Below are 24,035 nucleotides of genomic sequence, written 5' to 3'. Positions count from 1 at the left end.
CCGTCGGCCATCCCGCCCCCATTCGTCCAACCGTCCCCATTTTGGACGATCATGAGCTCGGGCGCGGGCACGACCGAAGGGGTCAGCGGGGCCGGGCGGTGCTCTCCCGGATCACCAGGTCGGTGGACAGCTCGACGCGACGGGCCTCGGTGTTCTCGCCCCGGCCTATCGCCAGCACCATGCGCGCGGCCAGCGCGGCCATCTCCTCCAGGGGCTGGCGCACGGTGGTCAGCGGCGGCCACGCGGACCGGGACAGCGGCAGGTCGTCGAAGCCGACCACGCTGAGATCCTCGGGCACCCGCAGGCCCCGCTGCCGGGCCGCCTCGAACACGCCGAACGCCTGCATGTCGCTGCCGGCGAAGATGGCGGTCGGGGGGTTGTCCAGCGAGAGCAGCGCGTGACCGGCGTCGTGGCCCGAGTTGACCAGGAAGTCGCCGTATCGGATGAGCTCGGGGTCGATGGACACCCCGGCGGTCTCCAGCGCGGCCCGGTAGCCGTCGATCCTGGCCCGGCTGCACAGCATGTCCGGCGGGCCGCCGATCATGCCGATCCGGGCGTGGCCGAGGTCGAGGAGGTGGCGCGTGGCCGCCAGGCCGCCGTGCCAGTTGGTCGCGCCGACCGAGGCCACCCCCGGCGGCGGCTCGCCCTCGGGGTCGACGACGACGAACGGGATCGAGCGGGCGCTGAGCTGGCCCTGCTGCCGTACCGACAGCCGGGAGCTGACGATGATCACGCCGTCGGTGCGCCGCGCCGCGATGCGCTCCAGCCAGTCACGGCCGGGGCCGGCGTGGGTGTGCAGGACGGAGATCACCACGCTCGCGGCGGCCTCGTGCGCGGCCTGCTCGGCCCCGCGCACCAGCTCCATGGCCCACGGGCTCTCGATCTCGGCGAACACCAGGTCCAGTAAACCGACCGGGCCGTCGCCCTGACCCGTCCGGCGCTGGTACCCGTGCTTCTGCAGGAGGCGCTCCACCCGCTGACGGGTCTCCGGCGCCACCTCGGGACGGCCGTTGATCACCTTGGACACGGTCGGAACGGAGACTCCGGCCTCCTCCGCTATCTGGGCGATGGTCACCCGCCTCTTCACTGGCATGAAACAGATCGTAGCCGAAAGTTTCGGCGTACCCGAACCGGTTCCTGCCTGATGAGACGCGGGACCGCGGTGATCAAGCCGGGAGCGCCCTTGACGCTTGACCTTAGCTTTACTTATTCTCCCGACCACGAAACATTCGGATAGTAGCCGAAACTTTCAGCACGACTACCGGCAGCGGGTAGCGGAGGAGGAGGCGGGAGTCGTCGCCCTCCGGTCACGCCGCGGGTTTCGAGGATTGAGGAGAATCGATGACGCTGCTGCGCGTGTCCGGATCCCGGCTGGTGGACGAGACGGGCGGCACGGTCCGGCTCCGGGGCGTCGGCCTCGGCGGCTGGCTCAACATGGAGAACTTCATCACCGGTTACCCCGCCAACGAGTCCTCCATGCGCGCCGCGGTGCGGGAGGTGCTCGGAGAGGACCGCTACGAGCTGTTCTTCGACCGCTTCCTGAACTCGTTCTTCGCCGAGGCCGACGCCGACCTGCTGCGGGACATGGGCGTCAACTGCGTACGGATCCCGGTGAACTACCACCACTTCGAGGCGGACGACCGCCCCATGGAGATCATTGAGCACGGCTTCCGCCACCTCGACCGGGTGATCGGGATGCTCGGCGAGCGCGGCATCTACAGCGTCATCGACCTGCACGCGCTGCCGGGGGCGCAGAACCAGCACTGGCACTCCGACAATCCCACCCACGTCGCCTCCTTCTGGCAGCACCGGCACTTCCAGGACCGGGCGGTTCACCTGTGGGAGGCGATGGCCGACCGCTACAAGGACAACCCGTGGGTGGCGGGCTACAACCCGGTCAACGAGCCGGGCGACTCCAGCGGCCAGGTGGTCGGGCCGTTCTACGACCGCCTGGTCAAGGCGTTGCGCGCGGTCGACCCCGCCCACGTCCTGTTCCTCGACGGAAACACCTACTCGACCGACTTCTCGGTCTTCCGCGAGGTCTACGAGAACACCGTGTTCGTCTGCCACGACTACGCGCTGGCCGGCTTCGCCCACGGAGGGCCGTACCCGGGATACACGCGCGGTGAGTGGTGCGACCGCGACGAGCTGGAGCGCGCCTTCGACCGCCGCACCGCGTTCCAGCGCGAGACCGGCACGCCGATCTGGGTCGGCGAGTTCGGGCCCGTCTACGCCGGCGACCCCTCCGTGGACGAGCAGCGCTACCAGATCCTGCGCGACCAGCTGGAGATCTTCGACGCCCACGAGGCCGGCTGGTCGCTCTGGACGTACAAGGACGTCGGGCTGCAGGGCCTGGTCTGCGCCGGCGGGTCGTACATGGAGCGGTTCGGGCCGTTCATCGAGAAGAAGAAGCGCCTCGGCGCCGACCGGTGGGGCTCGACCATGGAGGAGACGGCGGGCGAGCTGGCACCGCTGCACCGGCTGATCGACACCGAGTTCCCGTCCTGGGATCCTTACCCGTGGGGCGCCCGCTACCAGACCGACGACCTCATCCGGCACATCCTCATCGCCCAGGCTCTGCTTCCCGAGTACGCCGATCTGTTCCGCGGGCTGGACGACGGCGAGCTGCTCGCGCTCGCCGACTCCTTCGCCCTGAGCGACTGCATCCGGCGTGAACCACTGATCAGGCTTCTCACCGACAACCTGGCCGACAACCTGGCCGCGCACTAGCGCGGCACGAGGAGACCCCCGATGCGCAGCCTCCGATCCCGCGCGGCCGCGGCCGTGCTGCGTCTGTTCGCAGCCCGGCCCGCTGCCGCGGCCGTGCTGTGTGCGTTCATGGGACTGCCGGCGGTCGTGGCGAGTGCGGCTCCCGCCGGCGCCGCGGCCGTGCAGGTCGCGAAGTACGACTTCGAAGACGGCACCGCCCAGGGATGGGGGCCCAGAGGCGACGGGGTCGAGGTCGGCGCGACCTCGGACGCCGCGCACTCGGGGTCGCGCTCGCTGCTCACCTCCGGCCGCACCGCCACCTGGCACGGGGCGTCCATCAGCCCGCCCTTCGAGAAGGGCGTCACCTACCAGGTGACCGCGTACGCGCGGATGGTGAGCGGGGAGCCGTCGAGCACGATCGCCCTGACGATGCAGCGCACCCCCGACGGCGGAGACACCACCTACGAGCGGGTGGCCGCCGCCACCGTGACCGACGCCGGCTGGGTCGAGCTGTCGGGCACCTACTCCTTCGGCGCCGACTCCACCGGCCTGCAGCTCTACGCCGAGAGCTCCGAGGCCACCGGGAAGTACTACATCGACGACATCGTCATCACCTCCGACACCGACCCCTCGCGCTCGGGGCTCAGCACCGACTTCGAGACCGGCACGGCGCAGGGCTGGTCGCCGCGCGCCTCGGCGTCCCTGACGCCGAGCACGGAGGCCGCGCACGGCGGCACCCGCAGCCTCGCGGTGACGAACCGGTCGGCCACCTGGGACGGCCCGGCGATCAGCGTGCTGGGCAAGATGGCGAAGGGGTCGAAGTACACCCTGTCGGCCTGGGTGCGGCTCGGGCCGGACACGACCGCGGGCGACCTCGGCCTGTCGATCGAGCGCAGGACGAACGGCACGCCCAGCTACGAGCGGGTGGCCGCGCCGAAGGCGGTCCCGGCGGGGCAGTGGGTGCAGCTCACCGGCACCTACACGCTCGCCCACGACGTGGACTTCCTCAGCGTCTACGTGGAGTCCGGCGACGGCACGTTCCCCTTCTACCTGGACGACTTCACGCTGACGTACGTCGAGCCCAAGCCGATCCAGACCGGCATCCCCTCGCTGAAGGACGAGGTGCCGTTCACCCTGGGGGCGGCGATCTCCCGCGCGCAGACGCTCGGCGAGCACGGCGACCTGCTGCTCAAGCACTTCGGCGGGATCACGCCGGGCAACGACCTCAAGTGGGACGCGACCGAGCCGCGCGAGGGCGAGTTCGGCTTCGCCGAGGGCGACTACCTGGTGAACTACGCCGTCCAGCACGGCCTCACGTTCCGCGGGCACACCCTCGCCTGGCACAGCCAGACGCCCGACTGGGTGTTCAAGGACGGCGACCGCGACCTCACCTCCTCCGCGCAGGACAGGGCGCTGCTGCTGAAGCGGCTGGAAAACCACGTCAAGACCCTGGTCGGCCGCTACAAGGGCAAGATCGCGGTGTGGGACGTGGTCAACGAGGTTATCGACGAGAACCAGCCCGACGGCCTGCGCCGGTCGAAGTGGTTCCAGATCACCGGCCTCGACTTCATCCGCACGGCCTTCCGCGTCGCGCACGAGACCGACCCGGCCGCCAAGCTGTTCATCAACGACTACAACACCGAGTTCCCGCGCAAGCGGCAGGCGTTGTACGACCTGGTGAAGAAGCTGAAGGCCGAGGGCGTGCCGATCGACGGCGTCGGCCACCAGCTCCACCTCAACATCGAGCAGCCGCCCGCCTCCGAGGTCGAGGCCACCATCGAGAGATTCGCCACGCTCAAGCTGGACCAGCAGGTCACCGAGCTGGACGTGAGCGTCTATCCCGACTTCGTCTCCACCTACGACGAGGTGCCGGCCGAGGTGCTCGCCGAGCAGGGCTACCGCTACAAGGAGCTGTTCGACGTCTTCCGCAGGCACAGGGCGCAGCTCAGCTCGGTCACCGTGTGGGGCCTGGCCGACGACGACACGTGGCTGTCGACCTTCCCGATCACCCGGCTGAACGCGCCGCTGCCGTTCGACGACGAGCTCCAGGCCAAGCCGGCGTACTGGGGGATCGCGGACCCGGCGAAGCTGCCGCCGCTGGTGCGCGGGCTGGAGGCTCCCGCCGCGACGCCGAAGGTGGACGGAAAGCGCGATCTCGAATGGGATCTGCTGCCCGACGTCCCCGTCGCCCGCGTGGGCCAGGTGTCGGCCGGGTTCCAGGCCCGCTCGTCGGCCACGTGGCTGTACGTCCTGGCCGAGGCGCGCGACCCGAGCGACGACCGGGGCGACCGGGTCACGTTCACCGTGGACGGCACGCCGTACGCCGTCCGGCGCGACGGGGGCCACCCGCGCGGCGTCGACGCGGCTGTGAAGAAGACGGCCGGCGGCTACCGGGTGGAGGCGCGGCTGCCGATCGGGACCGACGTCGCCGTTGCGGTCACGGACGCCTCCGGCGGCTCGCAAACCTCCTGGACCGGAAAGGTCACGGCCACGCCCGCGGTGAAGCTGACCACCGCGCCCCGCCGGGAGCCGGTGGTCGACGGGATCGCCGACCCGGCCTGGGCGGCGGCGCCGGAGATCCGCACCGCGACGTGGCTCCAGGGCACGTCCGGGGCGACCGCCCGGGTCCGGGCCCTGTGGAGCGGCGGGACGCTGTACCTGCTGGCGAAGGTCGCCGACCCCACGCTCAGCGAGCAGCCGGCCAACCCGTGGGAGCAGGACTCCGTCGAGTTCTTCGTGAACCCCGGCAACGGCAAGACCAGGGGATACGGCGACGACGACGGTCAATACCGGATCAGCTTCTCCGGCAGGACCAGCGTCGGGGGTCCGCTCGACCCCGCCGGCATCGAGGGCAACCTGAAGGCCGCCGCCAAGACCGTCTCCGGCGGCTATGTGATCGAGGCGGCCGTGAAGCTGCCTACGATCACGCCGGCGGACGGCACGCTGCTCGGCTTCGACGTCCAGGTCAACGACGCCACGGGCGCCGCCCGGACGAGCGCGGTGACCTGGAGCGACGCCACCGGGCAGGGATATCGGGACACCAGTCACTGGGGCGTGCTCCAGCTCCGCCGCTGAGCCCCGCCGCTGAGCCCCGCCGCTGAGCTCCGGCACCGGACCCGGCGCGGGTCCCGGTTCAGGGCCTGGCGCAGGGAGGCCCCGCGCCGGAAGGCACCGGCGCCGCGTCCGTGCCGGTCGGCCCGGTTCCCTCGGGGGGAACCGGGCCCGTCACGTTTGGGAAGGAAACGAATGATCGACGGAATCGACGGGTGGGAGTACCGCAATCCGGTCATCCCCGGATTCCACCCCGATCCATCGGTGTGCCGGGTGGGCGAGGACTACTACCTGGTGACCTCCAGCTTCGAGTGGTTCCCCGGGGTGCCCGTCTTCCACAGCCGGGATCTGGTCAACTGGCGGCAGCTCGGGCACGTGCTCGACCGCCCGTCCCAGCTCGACCTGGACGGCATGCGGCCGTCGGGCGGTGTCTACGCCGCCACCATCCGCCACCACGACGGCGTCTTCTACGTCGTCACCACGCTGGTGGACGGGCGGGGCAACTTCATCGTCACCGCGACCGACCCCGCGGGCCCCTGGAGCGAGCCCATATGGCTGCCCGGCACCCGCGGCATCGACCCCTCGCTGCTGTTCGACGACGACGGCCGGGTCTGGCTCACCGGCACCAGGGAGAAGGACCCGGGCCGCTACCCCGGCGACAACGAGATCTACCTCGTGGAGCTCGACCCGGTCACGCTGGAGCAGCGTGGCGAGGAGCGGGTCGTCTGGGAGGCCGCCCAGCGGGGCGCCGTGTGGTCGGAGGGCCCGCACCTGTACAAGATCGGCGGCAGGTACTACCTGCTGACCTCGGAGGGCGGCACGTCGTACGACCACGCGGTCGTGGTCGCCCGGGCCGATCACGTCACCGGGCCCTACGAGCCGAACCCGCGCAACCCGATCCTCACCCACCGGCATCTCGGTCACGGCCATCCCATCGCCTGCACGGGCCACGCCGACCTGGTGGAGACCCAGGACGGCGAGTGGTGGACGGTGCTGCTCGCCACCCGGCCGTACGGCGCCCCCGGCGACTCGGGCACCGGCAACCTGAGAGGCGACAACCTGGGCAGGGAGACCTTCCTCACCCGGGTCACCTGGGAGGACGGCTGGCCGGTCGCCGCGCAGGTCGCGCCCGTGGCACAGGGGCCGGCGCTGCCCGAGCACCGCTGGCCCGCCGTCCCCGCCTGCGACCACTTCGACACCGACCGGCTCTCGCCCGTCTGGAACCACCTGCGCACCCCGCGCACGCCGTACTGGAGTCTGGGCGACAGCCGGCTGCGGCTGCGGCTGCGGCCGGAGACGCTGGCCCAGCGGGTCAACCCGAGCCTGGTCGCCCGCAGGCAGCAGCACATGGACTTCGCCGTCCACGCCGCGCTCGACTTCACCCCCGCGGCCGGCGAGTGCGCCGGGCTCGCGCTGGTGCAGAACGACGACCACCACGTGCTGCTCGTGCGGACCGCGCGCGGTCTCGAACTCGTCCGCAGGAGGGCGGGCTGGGACGACCTGCTCGCCTCCGTACGGGTGCCGGGCCACAGGCGGTTGTACCTCGGGGTTGAGGCGCGCGGGCAGGCCTACCAGGCCAGGTACGCCGTGACGCCGGGGGAGTGGGCCGATCTCGGCGACCCGGTGGACGGCAGGATCCTCAGCACCGCCGTGGCCGGCGGCTTCACCGGCGCCTATGTCGGCATGTACGCCAGCTCCAACGGCCGCCCGAGCTCCAACGTCGCCGCGTTCGACTGGTTCGAGTACCTGCCGCTCGGCCCGTGACCGGGTGGGGACTCCGGCGGGGAGTCAGCGCATGATGCGGCGGAAGGCGGAGCCGGCCGCCCTCACCGCCAGGGCGGGCGACAGCCGTACGGCCCGCCAGGTGGCGCGGGCGGACGCGGGCGCGACGATGAGCGCCTGGTTCCTGGCCACGCCGCGCAGCACGTCGCGGGCGAGCGACTCCACGGGATACAGGCGGCCCTGGGCCCGCACGGCCGTCGTGCGGGCGCGCAGGCCGATCTCGGTCTGCGGCAGCCCGGGATTGGCGTTGTCCAGCAGCGGGGTGTCGATGAACCCGGGACACACGGCGCTGACCCGCACGCCGTGCACCGCCGCCTCGGCGCGCAGCGCGAGCGACAGCCCGACGACGGCGTGCTTGGTCGCCGTGTACGGCAGCATCATGGGCGCGGGGGTCAGCCCGGCCAGCGACGCGGTGTTGACGATGTGCCCATAGCCCTGCTCGATCATGAGCGGATACGCCGCGTGCACCCCGTGGACGACCCCGCGCAGGTTCACGTCGATCGTCCGGTTCCAGTGGTCGAGCGTGAACTCCTCGGCCCGGCCGCCCACCGCGATGCCGGCGTTGTTGAACAGGAAGTCGAGCCGGCCGTGCGCGGCGGCCACCCCGGTGATCAGCTCTCGTACGGCCTCCGCGTCGGACACGTCGCACACGACGCCCGCGCAGCCGAGCTCCTCGGCGGCGTCCTCGGCCCAGCGGACGTCGGCGATCGTGACGTGGACGCCGCGCCGTACGAGCTCGGCGGCGACGGCCCGCCCGATCCCCGACGCCCCGCCCGTGACGACGGCGGTCTTCCTCACGCGCTGCTCCTCCTGACCGGGTTCATCATGCCCGGATCGGCGCAAAGCTCTCTCGTTCCGGCCATCGAGTCGCGATCCGCGCGGCCGTCGCCACAATTGTACGGATCATTCAATAGCTCGCGAGCGGGCGCGGCGCGACTCGGCGGAATTCCCGGCTCGCAAGATTGCCGCGCGGTACAGTTCGGCGAGGTCACCCGTCTGTGGCCTTCTTGAACGGCCCTCCCTCGCCTACTGTCGAAGCGAGGGGACGGCGAATTGGAGCCCGTGTGCCTGAGACCTGCGACGTCGTGATCATCGGTGGTGGCGTGATCGGCTGCGCGATCGCGCACCGGCTGGCCGCGCGGGGCACGAGCGTGGTGCTCGTGGACGCCGGGCAGCGTCTCGGGCTCGGCGCCTCCGACGGCGCCATGGGCGGCATCCTGACCCAGACGGAGCCTTCCTGCCTCGGCCCGCTCAGCAGCGTCATCAAGCGCAGCCGCGACATCTACCCGGACTGGCTGCAGGACATCCGCGACGCCTCCGGCGTCGAGGTCCCGGTGCTGGACGGCGGCGACATCCAGGTCGCGCTGGACGAGGCCGAGATGGAGCGCCTGGAGACCAAGGTGCTGCCGCAGTGGAAGAACTCGCCGTTCGCCGTCGAGCGGCTGACGGCGGCGGACGCGAGAAGTCTCGAACCGCTGCTGAGTGAGCGCGTCGTCGGCGGGTTCCTGCTGCCGGAGGAGCTCGCGCTCGACCCGCGGGTGCTCATGGCCGCCCTGACGACGGCCGTGCTGTCCGGGCGTACCCCGATCCGGGTGCTGAGCGCGGTGCGCGCCACCGGTCTGCGGACCGGGACCGGCGGGGTCGAGGTGGACCTCCACGACGGCCGCAGGGTGTCCGCGGACAAGGCCGTCGTCGCGGCCGGCCACCTCAGCGGGGTCTTCCTGCCCCGCCACCACGCCCACCTGTTCCCGATCAAGGGCGTGGCGTTCGACGTGCGTCCTCCCGGGGCCGGCACCTACCCGCTGCGCCACCACATCTTCGCGGAGATCAGGCAGGACGGCCGGGAGTACTTCCCCTATCTCGTCCCGCGGCACGACGGCAGGGTGGCCGTCGGCGTCACCTACGAGGAGAACGTGGGAGACGTGACCGTGACCGCCGCGGCGATCGAGGAGATCCGGCGGGGGGTCGCCGCGCTCATGCCCAGGGCGGCCACCTGGCCGATCGGCCGCCGCTGGGCCGGACTGCGGCCGGGCAGCGCCGACCACATGCCGATCCTCGGCCCGGTGGACGACCACGGCAGGGTCGTGGCGGCCACCGGGCACAGCGGCCTCGGTATCACGCTCGCCCCCGTCACGGCCGAGCTGGTGGCGGCCCTGGTCGGCGGGACCGCCGGCGCCAGGGAAAGGGAACTGCTCGCGGTCTGCCGGCCCGACCGCCCCTTCCCGCCCGCGCCGCTCCCGGCTACGCCGCCGGTGTCGCCGCCTCCCACAGTTCGGTGAACCGCTCGACCCGCTCCCGCACCCTCTCCTGATCCTGTACGAGGATCGTGCTGTGGATCACCGGCGCGATGCCGTCGCCGACCTGCGGGGCCGGATTGGACTCGTAGTAGACGACCCCGTCGAACAGGATGAAGTCGGACAGCGAGCCGCGCAACAGGGGCGGCGCGTCGGCGAGCAGGAGCGTGCGCACCTCGATCCCGACCGTGGTCTGCCACTTCCACACCCGGCGGAACGCCTCGGAGTCGAGCCGCTCGGAGCGATCCACCACGAACACCCGGCGCACCCGCGCCCCGCGCTGGACGAGATCGCGCTGGAGCTTGACGTAGCGCTGCCCGAGATCGGTGTGCCAGAAACCGGCGCCGAACTCCGTGTCGCGGGCGTCCACGCTGGTCAGGCTGATCGCGTCGAGGCTGACCCGGGTGTTGCGCGCGAGCGCGAGCAGCCAGTCGCGGTCCTCGCCCTCGTACAGCGCGTACCTGCCGTCGGACAGCTCGCCGAGGAACTTCGCCATCCGGGTGACCTCGTGGTGCACCAGGCTCTTGACGAGGTCGGGCATGTCGTCGCGGATCTTGGCGGCGTTCTGCACCAGCTCGGCCACGCCCCTGGTCTCGAGCGCGGACATCTCCACGACGCCGAACAGTTTGCTCGCCTCGTTGATCTTGGCGAAGCTGTCGGCCACCAGGTCGTGGGTCTTCGTGTGCTGCCTGCGCTGCTCCTGCAGCACGGTCTCGAGCTGGTCGTCCACGTCCGTGAGGAACTGCACGACGAAGACGATGCCGCTGATGAACGTCGCGAGCAGCAGGCTCCACAGGTCCTCGTTCGGTCCGTGGATGAGCGCGTTGCTCACGAGGTAGCTCACTCCGCCCACGAGCACCGTCACGAGGACCTTGCGCACGATCCTCGGGACGAGCGACGGGGGAGGCTCGGGTGCTGCTCCGGTCACGGTCATCTCCGTCCGGCTTCGGCGGTCGCGCTGAGCAGGGCCAGGGTGTTCATCGCGATCTGGTCGCGGACCCGGTCGACCAGGGAGTGCCACTGCCGGGTGAACCCCGGCCGCCGCTCCAGGCTGTCCCAGAACGGCGTCAGCCACTCCTCGACCCGGGCGGCGGGCATCCACAGGTGCAGCAGGTGGTCGATGGCGGGCGCCAGGCGGGCCACGCCCTGGGCCTCCGGCGTCGCCCCGATCCGCGCCCGCTCGACGATGACCAGCAGCGACGTCAGCAGCCAGTCGTGCGTCGCCAGGTCCTCGCACAGGTCGACCACGGCGGAGGTGAACGGGCCGGGGTGCGTCAGGCGCAGCGTCCGCTCCTGCTCGGTGTGCAGGGTGAAGCGGATCGACGGCTCGCCGGTCTCGGCCACCCACCGCAGGGTCGTACGCGGGATCTTGAAGGGGGCCCGCCGGTCGAGCAGCGGGGAGGCCTGCACGAGGTCGAGGAAGCGCCCGCTGACGGCCCCCAGATCGAGGCAGCCGGGCGCGGGGTCGCCGGTGAACCCTTCGGCGAGGTCGGCCGCCTTCGCCTTTCCCAGGACCTCCACGACCCCCGGCCGGGCCAGGTAGTGCGACCAGGGCAGCCTGCGGTCGGCCTCCGAGCGCACCACCCGGGCGTACGACGATCCCTGAGCCACCCGGCCCCCGGTCACCGCACAGCGGGACACGACGGTGCCGACACCCCTGATGCGGGAACGGGACGCGGTGGGCAGCGCGCAGTCCACCCCGGTCAGCCGCTCCGGCGACAGCGCGTGGAGGATGGGACGGCGGGAGACGCGCACGGTCTCCCCAGCCATGAGCCCGAGCACCCGGCGGCACGTCGACTCGGAGATCTCCCCGGAGTCCTGCAGCAGCCCGGTGTGGACTTCCCCGATCACCAGCATCGGGCCGCCCTCATATTCGAAACCCCTCAGACGAAGACGTAGGAGATGCGGTCGACGAGCTCCTCTTCGAGCCGGATGCCCTCGCTCTCGCTCCGGGTGGCGACCTGCCGCAGGACCTCGTCGTCCACCGCGACCTGGCTCAGGATCGTCCGTACGGCCAGCTCGACGGGCAGGAACCGGGGGGAGAGGACGGAAAGTGTGGTGTACGCGCTGAACGGGGCGGCCTGGGGGTTGAGCCGGACGACCGCGGGCAGCCCGTCCCAGTCGCGGGGCCAGCCGCCGTCCAGGGCCACCGGCGGAAGCGGCACCCGGCCGTCGCTGCGCAGCAGCCCCAGCCGCAGGAGCTGCCAGACGGCCGCGAGGAAGGGGCACGACCAGGTGCGCCGCGCTTCCTTCTCGTCCCACAGCTCGACGTCCACGAAGATCGAGTGGCCCCGCTTGGCGTTCTGCGCGGGCGGCTCCCACGGCCGGGTCTTGCCCATCGCCTGCAGCGGCGCCGTGCGGGGCGAGCGGGAGCCGTTGCACAGCCAGCCCGTCTCCTTCACCGGCGGGCGCGAGCCGTCGGTCTCCGGCGGCGGGTCGTCGACGATCCGGTCCTCCACCAGCCGGGCCAGCTCGACGCCGCGTGATTGCGCACAGGCGGACTCGCGGGCCAGGTAGTCGATGGTCAGGTCGTGCTCGGCCGCCGCGTCGAGGACCATCGGCACCAGCTCGGCCGGAGTGCTGAACCGGCTGAAGTAGTCGTCCACGAGAAAGCAGGTGCTCACCCGGGCCCGCCCCCCGGGCACCCGCTCACGCCATAAGGAGCGGACCGTGGCGAGCCACGGCGCGACCCTGCGGAACTGCTCGCGCAGCCGGGCCGGGCCCGCCTCGAAGTCCTCCATGTAGAGGTGCCCGAGCTCGACGGACACGTGGGAGAGGGGGACGGAGGCGATCCTGCGCTCGGCCGCCACCTCGCCGAACGTCGCGCGCACCCGCGTCACAAGCCCTCCCAGGCGCTGTCGTCGACGATCTTCTTGGCGAGCTCGTCGAACGCGGCGGCGGTCTCCGCGTTGGCGATCTTGCTGGCGAGCACGTCCTCGTCGGTGATGAGCTGCTCGCGCCACTGGAGGACCGGGTCCAGCGGGATCTTGCCGAGCATGGCCGTACGGCCGACGCCGTGGCGGCCGGCCAGCTCGCGCAGCTCGCTGTCGCACGCGCTCAGCCAGGCCCGCTGCTCGTCGCGCAGCCCGACGAGCTCCGACGCGTCCGGTTCGAGCACGGCCGTGCGCACGAAACGGATGCGGTCGCGCAGGTCCTCCGGGTCGTGGCCGAACCTGGTGCCGACGTCGAGCAGCCCGTCGGCGCCGGTGACGAGCCCGTCGGCCGCGATGATGTGCTGGCGCGTCCAGCGGTGGAAGACCAGCCAGCGGAACGGGATCGCGGGCATCCGCACCGTCGCCGCCAGGACCAGCTCCGCGGTGAACGACCGGCCGGCGCTGACGTCGACCACGCACAGGTCGAACTCCTCGTCCAGCCGTCCGAGCAGCTGGACGCAGCGGCCGACGACCTCGTCGGTGAGGGCCGACAGCTCGCCGCCGCCCTCGCTGCCCGGCAGCAGCACGAGCCGCCCCGCGCCCGGTGGGCGGGTGCGCAGCCCCTCGCGGTCGGACTCGGTCCACACGTCCACCCGCCGCGGCTGCGGGCACTCGCCCCGCAGGTAGTCGTGCAGGCCGTTCTCCCGGGTGCCGCGGGCCACCGCGCTGACGCTGAAGATGGCTCCCGCGGTCGGCGAGCCGAAGTCGAAGTCCAGGTAGCAGACGTCGTTGCCCTGCAGGGCGTGCCGGTAGACGATGTTGGTGCCGGTGACCGAGCGCCCGGTCCCCCCTTTGTCCGAGATCGCGAAGACGAGCAACTCAGATCGCCTCCGACGCGCTGTCGCGGGCGGCGGCCAGCCGTTCGAGGTCGAGCAGCGCGTCGTTGATCAGCGCCTGAGCGGTCGCGGGGCGGTCGCTGACGATAGCCCTGGCCCGCTGCAGCGAGGCCTGGATCGTGCGGAGCTTCGGCTGGATCGTCTGCCCGGCCACCAGCGGCCGGGTGACCAGCTCCTGGTCCAGCAGGTGCTCGGCCTCCCCGAGCATCTGGTGGGCCAGCTCGACGAGCTGGGGGCTGCGCAGCGGCGGCTCCCCGCTGGACGTCGCGGCGGAGACGAGGAACTCGACGACCCGCTCGCTGAAATACCAGGACGGTTCCTCGTCGCGCACCTGGATGTCGGTGAAGACGTTGCCGGGCTGGTCCCACAGGCCGGCGGCCGGGCCGTCCGTGTGGCGGCGCAGCAGGATGTGCCGCCAGATCTGGTCGGCGAGGGCGACCAGCCGCTCGCGCATCCGCGTGTTCTGCGCGATGGACGCGGCCCAGATGGTCCGTTTGAGCAGCGTGATGGCGAAGTCGGAGACGACCCAGACCAGGTGGGGGCCGAGCGTGTCGCTGCCGTGCAGGTTGATCGGAACGCCGGGGGAGTGCATGAGCACGGGCGGGTCGCCCGGCACCGCCCTGCGGATGATCCTGGCGCGGATGGCCAGCTCCTCGAGCACGGCGGCGACCCGGCCGAGGTCCACGTCGGCCGCCCGGTTGTTGACCAGGCTCTGCACCACCATGGCGGTGACGCCGAGGCTGTAGTAGTCCGACTCCTTCTCGTCGACCGTCCTCCAGGGGATGTCCTCCAGCGGCCAGGTGCCCCGTCCGTACGTCGCGATGGTGCGCCAGTAGGACTGGGTGAGGTCCCAGCGGCGCTGGATGGCCTGGGCGAGGGTGATCTGGTCGTCGTTGAGCAGGCTCAGGACGCGGGTGCGGGAGGTGAACAGGTCGGCGATGCCGACGAGGGCGTTGACGGTGAAGTACAGGAACGGCGTGTCGGCGGCCACGCCCTTGGGCTGGGGCCCGATGTCGAGCGGGGTGACGATGTCGGGGGCGTCCTTCACGATGCCCCACGTCCAGCCGCACTCGAACAGCAGGTTCTCGTTGTCCAGGTCGACCTGGCTGCCCGAGCCGATCGTCAGGTCGCGCAGGCCGGCCCGTACCGGCCGCAGCTCGCGCCGCAGGTCGTCGAGCACGCGGCGGGTGGGCGCGCCGGTCTGGTTCACGGTGCGCAGCAGCGCGCGGCCCGGCGTGGAGCCGGGGTCGAACGCGTTGACGGTGAAGCTGCGCAGCAGGCCCGCCATCGCGGCCGACAGCCGTTTGCTGGCCAGGTCCTCCAGTTCGCGGATCTCGCTGCGGATGGACTGGCGCCGCACGCTCTGCCGGAAGACCTTCAGGAAGCCGAGTGTGCCGAGCGCGAGCGTGACCGACATCGAGAAGGAGTCGACCACGTCGAGCTGGAGCTGCTCGGGGGTGACCTTCGCCTCGTCGTCCAGGGGCCGGAAGTAGCTGCCTCCGGAGAACACCGGGCGGCCGTCGTCGGCGGTGTACGTGCGCAGGTACTGCCCGATGACCTTGAGCAGCAGCTTGGGGATCTCCACCGAGTCGCCGAGGACGGACAGCGCGGCCAGCACGTCGTCGGCCGTCTCGTTCGGCGTGTCGAGGCGGAAGCCCGGCAGCTCGGAGGCCGGATACATGAAACACAGGAGCTGCTCGGCGTCGGAGATGGAGTTGGACCCGTCCCGGCCGCCCCAGGTCCAGACGCCCTGCCGGTAGGAGGCGCGCGCGGCTGCGTCCCACAACTCCAGGAGCTGCTGTCGCGGCTGAAGTTTCATCTGGCCCCTCTCTGCGCTGCGCCGTCTTTGCCCGCCCTCTCCGTACTGCCGCGCGGAGAAATGGACGTTCGTGTGGCCGGGCGGGGCCGAGGCCGGGGTCCCCAGACCCTCCCCAGGGGTTTCCTTTTCACGTCGGGTGGAGACGTAAGCACCACAACCCTTATACCATTGGATTCCTGCTCCGTCGCCTAGGCCGTCCGTGGTTTTTCTGCACCGTCTGGTTCTTGTGATTGGAGAGATACCCCAGAGAAAAACAGACATATATGTCCTAAGTCTGAGAGATATTTGAAATGTCCCAAACCGTGGCTCCAAGGGATATAACGGACTGTCGTCCCGCGCAGCCGCGGCCGGCGGCCGGAGCGGCCTGCAAAGGCGGGACTGTTCTGGTCACGGGGGCGGGCATCGACACGGCGCTGCTGGAGCCGCTCGCCCGGCAGGGGCTCACGGTACGACGGCCTCCGTCGATGCTGGACGAGGACAAGCTGATCCGCGAGCTGCGGGGCGCGGTCGCCTACCTGCACGGCGGTGAGGAGCGGGCGACGGCGTCGGCGCTCGAGGAGGCGCGGGAGACGCTGCGAGTGGTGGCCTTCCTCGGCGTGGGCTACGAGAACTTCGTCGACGTGGCGGCCGCCGACCGCCTGGGCATCGCCGTCACGAACACGCCGGGGGCGGCGACCGACGCGGTCGCGACGTTCACGGTCGCGCAGATCGTCAACGCCAGCCTGGGCATTCCCCGGCACCTGGGCGACCGGGTCCCCGGCTGGCACGGCTCGGAAGAACTCCCTCACGAGCTCGCCGCCCGCAGCGTCGGCATCATCGGGATGGGCGCGAACGGCCGGCGGATCGCGGAGATCCTGCGCCGGGGCTTCGGCGTCCGCGTGTCCTACTACAGCCGCACCCGCAGGCCCGACGCGGAGCGCGACCTCGGCATCTCCTACCTGCCCCTGCTCGACCTGGCCGCGGGCAGCGACATCCTCGTGGTCATGGTGCCGGAGACCGGCGAGACCAGGTCGATGATCGACTCGACGGTGATCGGCCGGATGCCGGAGGGCGCGATCCTCGTCAACACCGCCCGCCCGGCCATCGTCAGCCCGGGCGCCCTGTACGCCGGTCTGGAGAAGGGCCGCGTCGGCATGGCGGTCTTCGACGGCTTCTACGACCCGGAATGCGAAGAGGCCATCGAATTGCGGAGGGATTTCCCCGAGCGCCTTCTGATCACCGGGCACATCGCCTCCCACACCACCGAGGCGATGCACCGGATGGTGCGCCAGGCCGTGAAGTCCATCGGCAATGTGCTGACGTACGGATCGGACGAACACGAGGTGGGATCGCGTCCCCGGCCGCCTTTTCGATGACCGGATAAGAAAATCCGGCACGCGGAACGGTAGCGCGACGCGCGAAAAGGGGAAACCATTTGGGGAAACCCAAGAGAAACCCCTCCGCTCTCCGGGAAGTGATACGTGGACGGCCATGACCCGATCCCCCCGGCGGGGACGATCACGACGCCCACGGGGGCGCGCGCCCTGGTCGAGGCGCTGCGGCTGCACGGCGTCGACACGATCTTCGGCATTCCGGGCACCCACAACCTCGCGATCTACGAGGAGCTCGACCGGGCGGGCGTGCGGTGCGTGACGCCCCGGCACGAGCAGGGCGCGGGATACGCCGCCGACGGGTACGCCAGGGTAACCGGCAGGCCGGGCGTCGTCGTCACCACCACGGGCCCCGGCGTGGTCAACGCGGCCACGGCCCTCGGACAGGCGTACTCCGACTCCTCTCCGATCCTGCTCGTCTCTCCTGGCGTGCCGACCGGCCATCCTCGCGACGGCCGCGGCTACCTGCACGAGAGCAGGGACCAGTCGCGGGCGATCGACTCACTGTGCGCCTGGAGCCACCGCGTGACGACCGTGCGGGAGATCCCCGCCGCCGTCGCCCGCGCCTTCGGGCGCTTCGCCGAGGGACGCCCCCGCCCGGTCCACATCGAGATCCCCTTCGACCTGCTCGACCTGGAGGGGCAGGTCAAGATCGTCCCGCCGTACCGGATCACGCGCCGCGAGCCCGATCCACGGGCCCTCGACGCGGCGGCCGGGCTGCTGCGGGCGGCACGCCGCCCGGGTTTCGTGCTCGGCGGCGGCGCCCAGCGCCCGGGCCTGCGGAGCCCCGGCGGCGAGGCGCCGCCGGTGGGGCGTCTGGCGATGCGCCTGGCGGAACGGCTCGGCGCGCGGGTCGTGACCACGGTCAACGGCAAGGGCGCGGTGCCGGAGAGCCATCCGCTGGTGCTCGGCACCACGCTGCACCTGGCGGCCGTCCGCCGGTGGCTCGCCGCGTGCGACGTCGTGCTGGCCGTCGGCACCGAGCTGGGCCCGGCCGACCTGTGGGACGACGCCTTCGCCCTGTCCGGCCGCCTCGTGCGGATCGACATCGACCCGGGGCAGATGCACGGCGACCACGTGGCCGACGTGGCGATCGTCGCGGACGCGGAGCTCGCCGTGCGCGGGCTGGCCGAACGGCTCGACCGCCAGGGCGCCGTGCCGCGGCCGCGCCGGGAGCGGGATCCCGGGACGGGGCACAGGACGGAGCTCGAGGAGCTCACCCGCAGGTGGTCCGGCCAGCTCGCGGCGCTGCGCCGGGCCCTGCCGCCGGAGACCGTCGTGGTGGGCGACAACTCGATGTTCGTCTACCACGGGGCGCTCGTCGGCATGCCGATGGACCCGCCGGGGCGCTTCCTGTTCCCCACCGGGTTCGGCACGCTGGGCTTCGCGCTGCCGGCCGCCATCGGCGCCAAACTCGGGCGGCCCGACCTTCCCGTGGTGGCGCTGGCGGGCGACGGGGCGTTCCAGTTCAGCCTGCCGGAGCTGGCGACCGCGGTGCAGCTGGAGCTGGGCCTGCCGGTCGTCGTGTCCGTCAACGGCGGCTTCGGGGAGATCCGCGAGGAGATGCGGAAGCGGGGCATGCGGCCGGTCGCCGTGGACCTGCACGCGCCCGACTTCCCCGCCCTCGCCGCCGCGTACGGCGCGCGGGGCCGCGCCGTCAAGACGCCGGGGGAGCTGGAGGAGGCGGTCGCCGAGGCTCTGCGCGCCCCGGTGCCCACCGTGATCGCCGTGCCGGAGGGGGAATGACACGGTGGTCAGCGGGCCGGGGCGAGCGGGAGCCGCAGCACGAAGCGGGCGCCCCGCTCGCTGTCCTCGATGGTGAGCGTCCCTCCGTGCGCCTGGGCGATCTGGCGGGCGATGGACAGGCCGAGCCCGGTGCCCCCGGCGTCCTTCGACCGGGCGGCGTCGAGCCTGGTGAAGCGCTGGAAGACGACCTCCCGCTTGTCGGGCGGGATCCCGGCGCCGTCGTCGAGCACCTCCAGCACGCCCTTGCCGTCCTCGCGGCGCACGGTCACCGTGAGTGCGGAGACCGCGTGCCGCTCGCCGTTGTCGAGGAGGTTGTTGAGCAGGCGCGCCAGGGCCACGCGGTTGACGACGACGACCACACCGGGCGTCAGGTGCCGCACCAGATCCACTTTGCGTGGCCTGCGGTCGAGCTCACGGGCGGCGAGGCCGGCGAGGTCGGCCGGCTCGCGCCGGGGCGGCGCGCCGGCGTCGAGCCGGGCGAGCTGGAGCAGATCGGTCACGAGCGCCTGCAGGCGGTCGCAGCTGCCCAGCAGGGCGCGCGCGGTGGCCGGCCAGTCGGCGTCCTCGCTGTGCAGCAACGCCTCCTCGATCTCGGTCCGCATCGCCGTCAGAGGGCTGCGCAGGTCGTGGGAGGCGTCGGAGGCGAAGCGCCGCTGCCGCTCCACGGCGGTCTCCGCCCGGTCCAGGGTCTGGTTGGCGGTCTCGGCGAGCCGCCGTATCTCGTCGTGGTGCTTCGGCACCGGCACGCGCTGGCTCAGGTCGGTCGCGGTGATCCTGGCCAGCTTGCTCGTGATCGCCTCTACCGGGCCGAGCGCCCTGCGCACGGTCTGGTAGGTGCCGAGCGCGGTGAGCCCGACCAGCAGGAGCGAACCACCGAGGAGCGCCGCCAGCAGCGGGCCGCTGACGTAGAACGGCACGGTGTCGTCGGCGGCGTAGATCGTCCACAGACCACCGGTGTTGTGGAAGCGGAAGGCGACGACGGTTATGCACCGGCCCGGGAACGCCGGGGAGTCGCAGAGCTTCTTGCTCGTCTCCGGGCTTGTGAGCTCCGGCCGGAACGCGGCCATGCGCGGGCGGCCCGCGAGGCCGTCGCTGACGGAGACGATCCGGCCGCTGTGGTCGATCACCTGCACGCCGGCCAGGTCCTGTCCCAGGAGCACCGGGGGCAGCCGATCCCGTTTGGCCTGATAGGCGAGGCGTACGGCGGTGGTGGTGATCTCGTCGGTCTTGTACCTTTCGGCGGTGCCGTGCAGGACGCCGAGGACCAGCAGCACGGCGACGGTGCACAGGAGCGCCATCACCGCGCTCGCCAGCACCGTCAAGCGGATCCGCACCGAGGATCCCCGCCACCCGCTCATCTGATTCCCCCCGGTAATCAGATGATCAATAAGGCCTCATGGCCACGTCCGGTCCCTACCCATTCCGGCCGCGTACTCAGCGGCGGACGGGCGCGCCGTCGGCGGTGCTCATTCCGCGGCGGGGGAGGGCCGCTCCACGACGTAGCAGCCGCCGGCGAAGCCCGTCACGAGGCGGCCCTGCGCCATCAGCCCGCCCAGCACGTCGCGTACGGCGTGCCGCCAGGCCCTGGCCGTCTCCGGGGCGGCGCGGCGCAGGGTCTCCACGTCCGCCGGCACGGCGACGAGCACGGCCGCTCCGTCGGCGCGCAGGGCCACCGGCCGGCCGTCCCGGTCGGCGAGGGCGGCCACCGCGCCGTCCGCCCCGGCGGGCCGGTACGGCAGGCCGTCGCACGCCCGCGCCACCCGCGGGTCGTCCAGCCGCCACACCGCGAGAACGCGGTCGGACTCGTCGCCCGCGTTGACCGCGTCGCCCATCGGGCCGTAGAAGTCGGGCAGGTACTCCTCCGGCAGGGCGGCCAGCTTGGCCAGGTTGAAGTGGGCGTTGCGGCGCACCAGGGGATCGAAGGTCCAGGTGATCCGGCTCAGCCCCCGCTCCAGGGCCCAGGCCCGCTGGTGCAGCTTGAGCGCGAATCCGGCGCCGGGCCGCACGGCGCCGGTCACATGCGAGTGCAGCGCCCGGCCCGCGGGCGCGGCGAGGAAGGCGACGCCGGCGCCGACGAGCTCCGGGCCGTCGAACGCCCCGGCGACGTACCCGCCCGCGTGGGTCAGCGCCCGCATCAGCTCGGCGGTGATCGGCGGGTTCCACGGCTCCGGCCGCCAGATGCCGTGGAACAGCCGGACCACCCGTTCGAAGTCGGCGTTGGTGTCCAGCTCGGCGACACGAAGGCCGCGCAGCGCGGCGGCCCCGGCCGCCTGCTTCCGGGCGGCGAGGCGGTCCGCCGGGTTCACGCGCTCTCCCCGGCGGTCTGCCTCGTGCCGCGCGTCATCGCGTCCTGCGCCGCGTCTGCCGGGTCGGTCGCGTCGATCGGCCCTCCCGACAGCACGTACGCGGCCAGCGCCGCGACCAGGCGGGCGCGGACCGGCATCTCGGCGACCAGGACGTGCTCCCCGGCGGCGTGCGCGCCGCCCCCCACCGCGCCCAGGCCGTCGAGCGTCGGGCAGCCGACGCCCGCGGTGAAGTTGCCGTCCGAGCCGCCGCCGACCGCCGCCCCGCGCAGCGGCGCCATGCCCAGCTCGCGCGCGAGCCGTACGGCGACCTCGAAGAGCCCGGCGGAGGCGGCGGGGTCGAGGGGCGGGCGGTTCGGCCCGCCCCGCAGCTCCAGCCGCGCCCCCGGGGTGCGCGGCGTCAGCGCGCGCATCAGCTCGTCCACCCGCCGCTGCGCCGCCCGGTCCGGCACGCGGACGTCGACGGCCATCCGGCCCCGGGCCGGGACCGTGTTGGTGCTCGTCCCCGCGGTCAGCATGGTGGGCGTCACCGACGTCGCCCCCGTCCTGGACGACGACTCGACCTGGGCCGCGATGCCCGCGACGGCCAGCACCTGATGGGCCAGCTCGACGCCGGCGTTGACCCCCAGCTCGGGTTCGAGGCCGGCGTGGGCGGCCCGTCCGTGCACGATCAGCTCGTACCGCGAGATGCCCTTGCGAGCCGTCTTCAGCGCGCCGTCGTCCGCGCTCGCCTCCAGCACGAACGCGGCCTCGCACCGCGACGCGATCGACTCGATCAGCGGGCGGGAGGTCGGCGAGCCGAGCTCCTCGTCCCCGACGACGAGCACGGTCAGGCCCTCGGGGGACGGCAGCGAGGCGACCGCGTGGAAGAGCTGCACGAGACCGGCCTTCATGTCGAACACCCCAGGGCCCCGCGCCACCCCGTCCCGCACCGACCAGGGATGCTCGCGCAGGGTGCCGACCGGCCAGACGGTGTCGTGGTGGCCCAGCAGCAGGACCCGCGGCGCGCCGAACGACCAGCGCAGGTGGGTGACCCCGTCGATCACCACGGTCTCCGGCTCGGCGCCCAGCAGCCTGCGGCCCAGCGCTCCCACGACGCGGGCGCTGCGCGCCACCGCCTCGTGGTCGGTGGAGTACGACTCGCAGAGCACCAGCTCCTCGAGGTCGGCCAGCATGGCCTCCGGGTTCACCGTTACTGCCGTTCCCGCGCCGTACGGCCCAGCTCGGCGCGGAACAGGCGCATCACGTTGGCGCCCAGGATCTTCTGGATCTCCTCGTCGGTGAACCCCCGCTTGAGGAGCGCGTCGGTCACCAGCGGAAGGCCGCGCGGGCCCTCCAGCCCGGGAATGGCCGCGCTGGCGTCGATCCCGGAGTAGCTGAAGCCCTCGCAGCACGGCGGAGTGAGGTCCGCGAACACCTCGCGCACGAAGTCGGGGCCGAGACCCACGTGGTCGACGCCGGCGACGCCGGCGATGTGCTCGATGTGGTCCACGAGATGGTCGACCGTGGCCGAGCGGGCGTCCTCGGTGAGGAAGGCGGCGAGGAAGTTGACGCAGACGACGCCGCCGCCCGCGGCGACGCCCCTGAGCTGCTCGTCGGTGAGGTTCCTGTGATGGTCGCGCAGGGCGCGCGCGGAGGAGTGGGTCGCGATGACGGGCCGGGTCGCGATCTCCAGCACGTGCGCGACGCCCGTGGCGCCCAGGTGGGAGATGTCGAAGAGCATGCCGAGCCGCTCCATCTCGCGCAGCGCCTCGACGCCGTGGCTGGTGAGCCTGGAACCGGTGCCGTCCTGGCCGCTGCCGTCGGCGAGAGCCGTACGGCCCCAGTGGGCGATCGAGGCGACGCGGACCCCGAGGCGATGCAGGGTCGGGATCAGCTCGATGCTCTCGTCGATCCCCGGCATGCTCTCCAGGGCCAGCACCAGGGCGATCCTGCCGAGGGCGAGGGCCTCGTCGATCTGCTGCCCGTCGTGACACAGCGCCACCGCGTCGGGGTTGCCCTCGGCCAGCACGTGGGCGCACTCGATCATCCGCAGCGTCTGGCGCAGCGCGCCCTCCGGGCGGAACTGGCCGTCCACGAACACGGGCAGCACCTGCACGTCGACCCCGCCCTCGACGAGCTGGGGAAGCCACCGCTCGCGGAAGAACGAGGCCCACACCGCGGGCGGCCGGGCGGAGACGGCCATGAGCAGGTCGTTGTGGGTGTCGGCGACCACGGACCTGACGTGCAGGCTCTGCTGATCAACGGGCACGCTGGGGATCCTTCCTGGCGGTGGGGCGTCGAATGGGACGTTACTCTTCCCGGAACGTTCCGCCAGCAGGCTGTAGTGTGCGCGGGTGGAATCGATCTCCTGCACCCTCGCCGAGGTGGTCGAACGCCTGGAGGCGTTGTACGACCCCTCGTGGGCCGAGTCCTGGGACGCGGTGGGCCTCGTCTGCGGCGACCCGGAGCAGGCCGTACGGAGGATCCTGTTCGCGGTCGACCCGGTCGCCGTGGTCGTGGACGAGGCCCTCGGCTGGGGGGCCGACCTCGTGGTCACCCACCACCCGCTCTACCTGCGCGGCACCACGAGCGTCGCCGCCACCACCTTCAAGGGCCGGGTCGTGCACCGGCTCATCCGCGGCGGCGCCGCGCTGTACGCCGCGCACACCAACGCCGACGTCGCCGATCCCGGGGTCTCCGACGCGCTCGCGCGGGCCGTCGGCCTGACCGGGGACCTGCGGCCACTGCAGCCCTCCGCCGACGACCCGCGTCGCGGGCTCGGCCGCGTCGGCGACCTGCCCGCGCCGATGCCGCTGCGGGAGTTCGCCGCGCTGGCCGCCTCCGGCCTGCCCCGGACGGCCGGGCCGCCGCGGGTCGCGGGCGACCTCGACCGGGAGGTGCGGACCGTCGCCGTCTGCGGCGGCGCGGGCGACTCGCTGCTGAGGACGGCACGGGCCGCGGGCGTGGACGTCTTCCTGACGGCCGATCTGCGGCACCACCCGGCCAGCGAGCACCTGGAGGCCGGCGGGCCGGCGCTGGTCGACGCCTCCCACTGGGCCACCGAATGGCCGTGGCTCGCGGACGCCGCCCGGCGTCTGACGTCAGCGCTGGCGGCCAGGGGCATTACTGTTGAGGCGCGCGTCTCCGACGCCGTCACCGACGCCTGGACGGCGACGACCACCGACTTGGACCCCCGAGCATCTTGAGGGA

General features: G+C 72.3%; 18 protein-coding genes. 7 read left to right on the top strand and 11 right to left on the bottom strand.

All coding sequences use genetic code 11. From position 1 onward, the window contains the following. Positions 1-82: 82 nt before the first annotated feature. The gene (locus ACQPZZ_RS28365; protein ID WP_363638414.1) at positions 83-1,093 is read right to left on the bottom strand and encodes a LacI family DNA-binding transcriptional regulator; all 1,011 of its coding nucleotides are present in this window, start codon (positions 1,091-1,093) and stop codon (positions 83-85) included. Between the two features lie 248 nt (positions 1,094-1,341). On the opposite strand from ACQPZZ_RS28365, the gene ACQPZZ_RS28360 reads away from it, so the two are divergent. The 3 genes from ACQPZZ_RS28360 to ACQPZZ_RS28350 all read left to right on the top strand — a co-directional run bounded on the left by ACQPZZ_RS28360 (position 1,342) and on the right by ACQPZZ_RS28350 (position 7,524). After that, positions 1,342-2,730: a glycoside hydrolase family 5 protein gene (locus tag ACQPZZ_RS28360; RefSeq protein WP_432924042.1), complete on the top strand. Its 1,389-nt coding sequence runs from the start codon at positions 1,342-1,344 to the stop codon at positions 2,728-2,730. Positions 2,731-2,751: 21 nt separating this feature from the next. Then, entirely contained in the window at positions 2,752-5,784 is a 3,033-nt protein-coding gene (locus tag ACQPZZ_RS28355) for an endo-1,4-beta-xylanase (RefSeq protein ID WP_432924040.1), read from the top strand. Positions 5,785-5,955: 171 nt separating this feature from the next. Beyond that, positions 5,956-7,524 carry a glycoside hydrolase family 43 protein gene (locus tag ACQPZZ_RS28350; RefSeq protein ID WP_432924038.1) on the top strand — a complete coding sequence of 523 codons (1,569 nt, stop codon included), beginning with the start codon at positions 5,956-5,958 and terminating at the stop codon, positions 7,522-7,524. 24 nt (positions 7,525-7,548) lie between these two features. Here ACQPZZ_RS28350 and ACQPZZ_RS28345 read toward each other — a convergent pair whose 3' ends face one another. After that, the gene (locus tag ACQPZZ_RS28345) at positions 7,549-8,340 is read right to left on the bottom strand and encodes an SDR family NAD(P)-dependent oxidoreductase (protein ID WP_432924035.1); all 792 of its coding nucleotides are present in this window, start codon (positions 8,338-8,340) and stop codon (positions 7,549-7,551) included. A 266-nt stretch (positions 8,341-8,606) separates the two neighbouring features. On the opposite strand from ACQPZZ_RS28345, the gene ACQPZZ_RS28340 reads away from it, so the two are divergent. Further along, the gene (locus tag ACQPZZ_RS28340; RefSeq protein ID WP_432924033.1) at positions 8,607-9,821 is read left to right on the top strand and encodes an NAD(P)/FAD-dependent oxidoreductase; all 1,215 of its coding nucleotides are present in this window, start codon (positions 8,607-8,609) and stop codon (positions 9,819-9,821) included. Here the strand turns inward: ACQPZZ_RS28340 and ACQPZZ_RS28335 are convergent. From ACQPZZ_RS28335 to ACQPZZ_RS28315, 5 genes are read right to left on the bottom strand one after another with little or no spacing between them, the layout of a single operon-like run. Beyond that, complete coding sequence (locus ACQPZZ_RS28335) at positions 9,784-10,764, bottom strand: hypothetical protein (RefSeq protein WP_432924031.1); 981 nt, start codon at positions 10,762-10,764, stop codon at positions 9,784-9,786. The genes ACQPZZ_RS28340 and ACQPZZ_RS28335 overlap by 38 nt on opposite strands. Positions 10,765-10,766: 2 nt before the next feature. Further along, complete coding sequence (locus ACQPZZ_RS28330) at positions 10,767-11,693, bottom strand: SCO2521 family protein (protein WP_432924029.1); 927 nt, start codon at positions 11,691-11,693, stop codon at positions 10,767-10,769. Positions 11,694-11,719: 26 nt separating this feature from the next. Next, entirely contained in the window at positions 11,720-12,676 is a 957-nt protein-coding gene (locus tag ACQPZZ_RS28325; RefSeq protein WP_363638430.1) for an SCO2522 family protein, read from the bottom strand. Further along, positions 12,673-13,587, bottom strand: coding sequence for an SCO2523 family variant P-loop protein (locus ACQPZZ_RS28320; RefSeq protein ID WP_432924027.1), 915 nt, complete (start codon positions 13,585-13,587; stop codon positions 12,673-12,675). The genes ACQPZZ_RS28325 and ACQPZZ_RS28320 overlap by 4 nt, the downstream gene beginning before the upstream one ends. 1 nt (position 13,588) lies before the next feature. Beyond that, on the bottom strand, positions 13,589-15,424 hold the full coding sequence (locus ACQPZZ_RS28315) for an SCO2524 family protein (protein WP_432924025.1): 1,836 nt from the start codon (positions 15,422-15,424) through the stop codon (positions 13,589-13,591). A gap of 302 nt (positions 15,425-15,726) precedes the next feature. On the opposite strand from ACQPZZ_RS28315, the gene ACQPZZ_RS28310 reads away from it, so the two are divergent. After that, a complete protein-coding gene (locus tag ACQPZZ_RS28310; RefSeq protein ID WP_432924023.1) occupies positions 15,727-16,779 on the top strand; it encodes a 2-hydroxyacid dehydrogenase in 1,053 nt (350 codons plus the stop codon). Between the two features lie 105 nt (positions 16,780-16,884). After that, positions 16,885-18,540, top strand: coding sequence for a 5-guanidino-2-oxopentanoate decarboxylase (locus ACQPZZ_RS28305; RefSeq protein ID WP_432924021.1), 1,656 nt, complete (start codon positions 16,885-16,887; stop codon positions 18,538-18,540). An 8-nt stretch (positions 18,541-18,548) separates the two neighbouring features. Here the strand turns inward: ACQPZZ_RS28305 and ACQPZZ_RS28300 are convergent, their stop codons facing one another. From ACQPZZ_RS28300 to ACQPZZ_RS28285, 4 genes are all read right to left on the bottom strand, one after another. Next, positions 18,549-19,874, bottom strand: a complete 1,326-nt coding sequence (locus tag ACQPZZ_RS28300) for a HAMP domain-containing sensor histidine kinase (RefSeq protein WP_432924019.1) — start codon at positions 19,872-19,874, stop codon at positions 18,549-18,551. Between the two features lie 132 nt (positions 19,875-20,006). Further along, entirely contained in the window at positions 20,007-20,846 is an 840-nt protein-coding gene (locus tag ACQPZZ_RS28295) for a GNAT family N-acetyltransferase (protein ID WP_432924017.1), read from the bottom strand. Continuing rightward, on the bottom strand, positions 20,843-22,033 hold the full coding sequence (locus ACQPZZ_RS28290; protein ID WP_432924015.1) for a M20/M25/M40 family metallo-hydrolase: 1,191 nt from the start codon (positions 22,031-22,033) through the stop codon (positions 20,843-20,845). The genes ACQPZZ_RS28295 and ACQPZZ_RS28290 overlap by 4 nt, the downstream gene beginning before the upstream one ends. 2 nt (positions 22,034-22,035) lie before the next feature. Then, complete coding sequence (locus tag ACQPZZ_RS28285) at positions 22,036-23,094, bottom strand: dipeptidase (protein WP_432924013.1); 1,059 nt, start codon at positions 23,092-23,094, stop codon at positions 22,036-22,038. A gap of 85 nt (positions 23,095-23,179) precedes the next feature. Here ACQPZZ_RS28285 and ACQPZZ_RS28280 point away from each other — a divergent pair, with 85 nt between their 5' ends. Next, entirely contained in the window at positions 23,180-24,031 is an 852-nt protein-coding gene (locus tag ACQPZZ_RS28280) for a Nif3-like dinuclear metal center hexameric protein (RefSeq protein WP_432924011.1), read from the top strand. The last annotated feature ends 4 nt before the right edge of the window (positions 24,032-24,035 follow it).

The sequence above is a fragment of the Microbispora sp. CA-135349 genome (assembly GCF_050947365.1).
Classification (GTDB): Bacteria; Actinomycetota; Actinomycetes; order Streptosporangiales; family Streptosporangiaceae; genus Microbispora.
Note: the sequence above shows the minus strand (reverse complement) of the source record. Positions and strands in the feature narration are given on the sequence as shown.

Bases quoted from the DNA above. Each gene is read 5' to 3' on its own strand.
- ACQPZZ_RS28315 (WP_432924025.1), bottom strand. From the start codon at position 15,424: ATGAAACTTCAGCCGCGACAGCAGCTCCTGGAGTTGTGGGACGCAGCC.
- ACQPZZ_RS28365 (WP_363638414.1), bottom strand. From the start codon at position 1,093: ATGCCAGTGAAGAGGCGGGTGACCATCGCCCAGATAGCGGAGGAGGCC.
- ACQPZZ_RS28355 (WP_432924040.1), top strand. From the start codon at position 2,752: ATGCGCAGCCTCCGATCCCGCGCGGCCGCGGCCGTGCTGCGTCTGTTC.
- ACQPZZ_RS28350 (WP_432924038.1), top strand. From the start codon at position 5,956: ATGATCGACGGAATCGACGGGTGGGAGTACCGCAATCCGGTCATCCCC.
- ACQPZZ_RS28330 (WP_432924029.1), bottom strand. From the start codon at position 11,693: ATGCTGGTGATCGGGGAAGTCCACACCGGGCTGCTGCAGGACTCCGGG.
- ACQPZZ_RS28360 (WP_432924042.1), top strand. From the start codon at position 1,342: ATGACGCTGCTGCGCGTGTCCGGATCCCGGCTGGTGGACGAGACGGGC.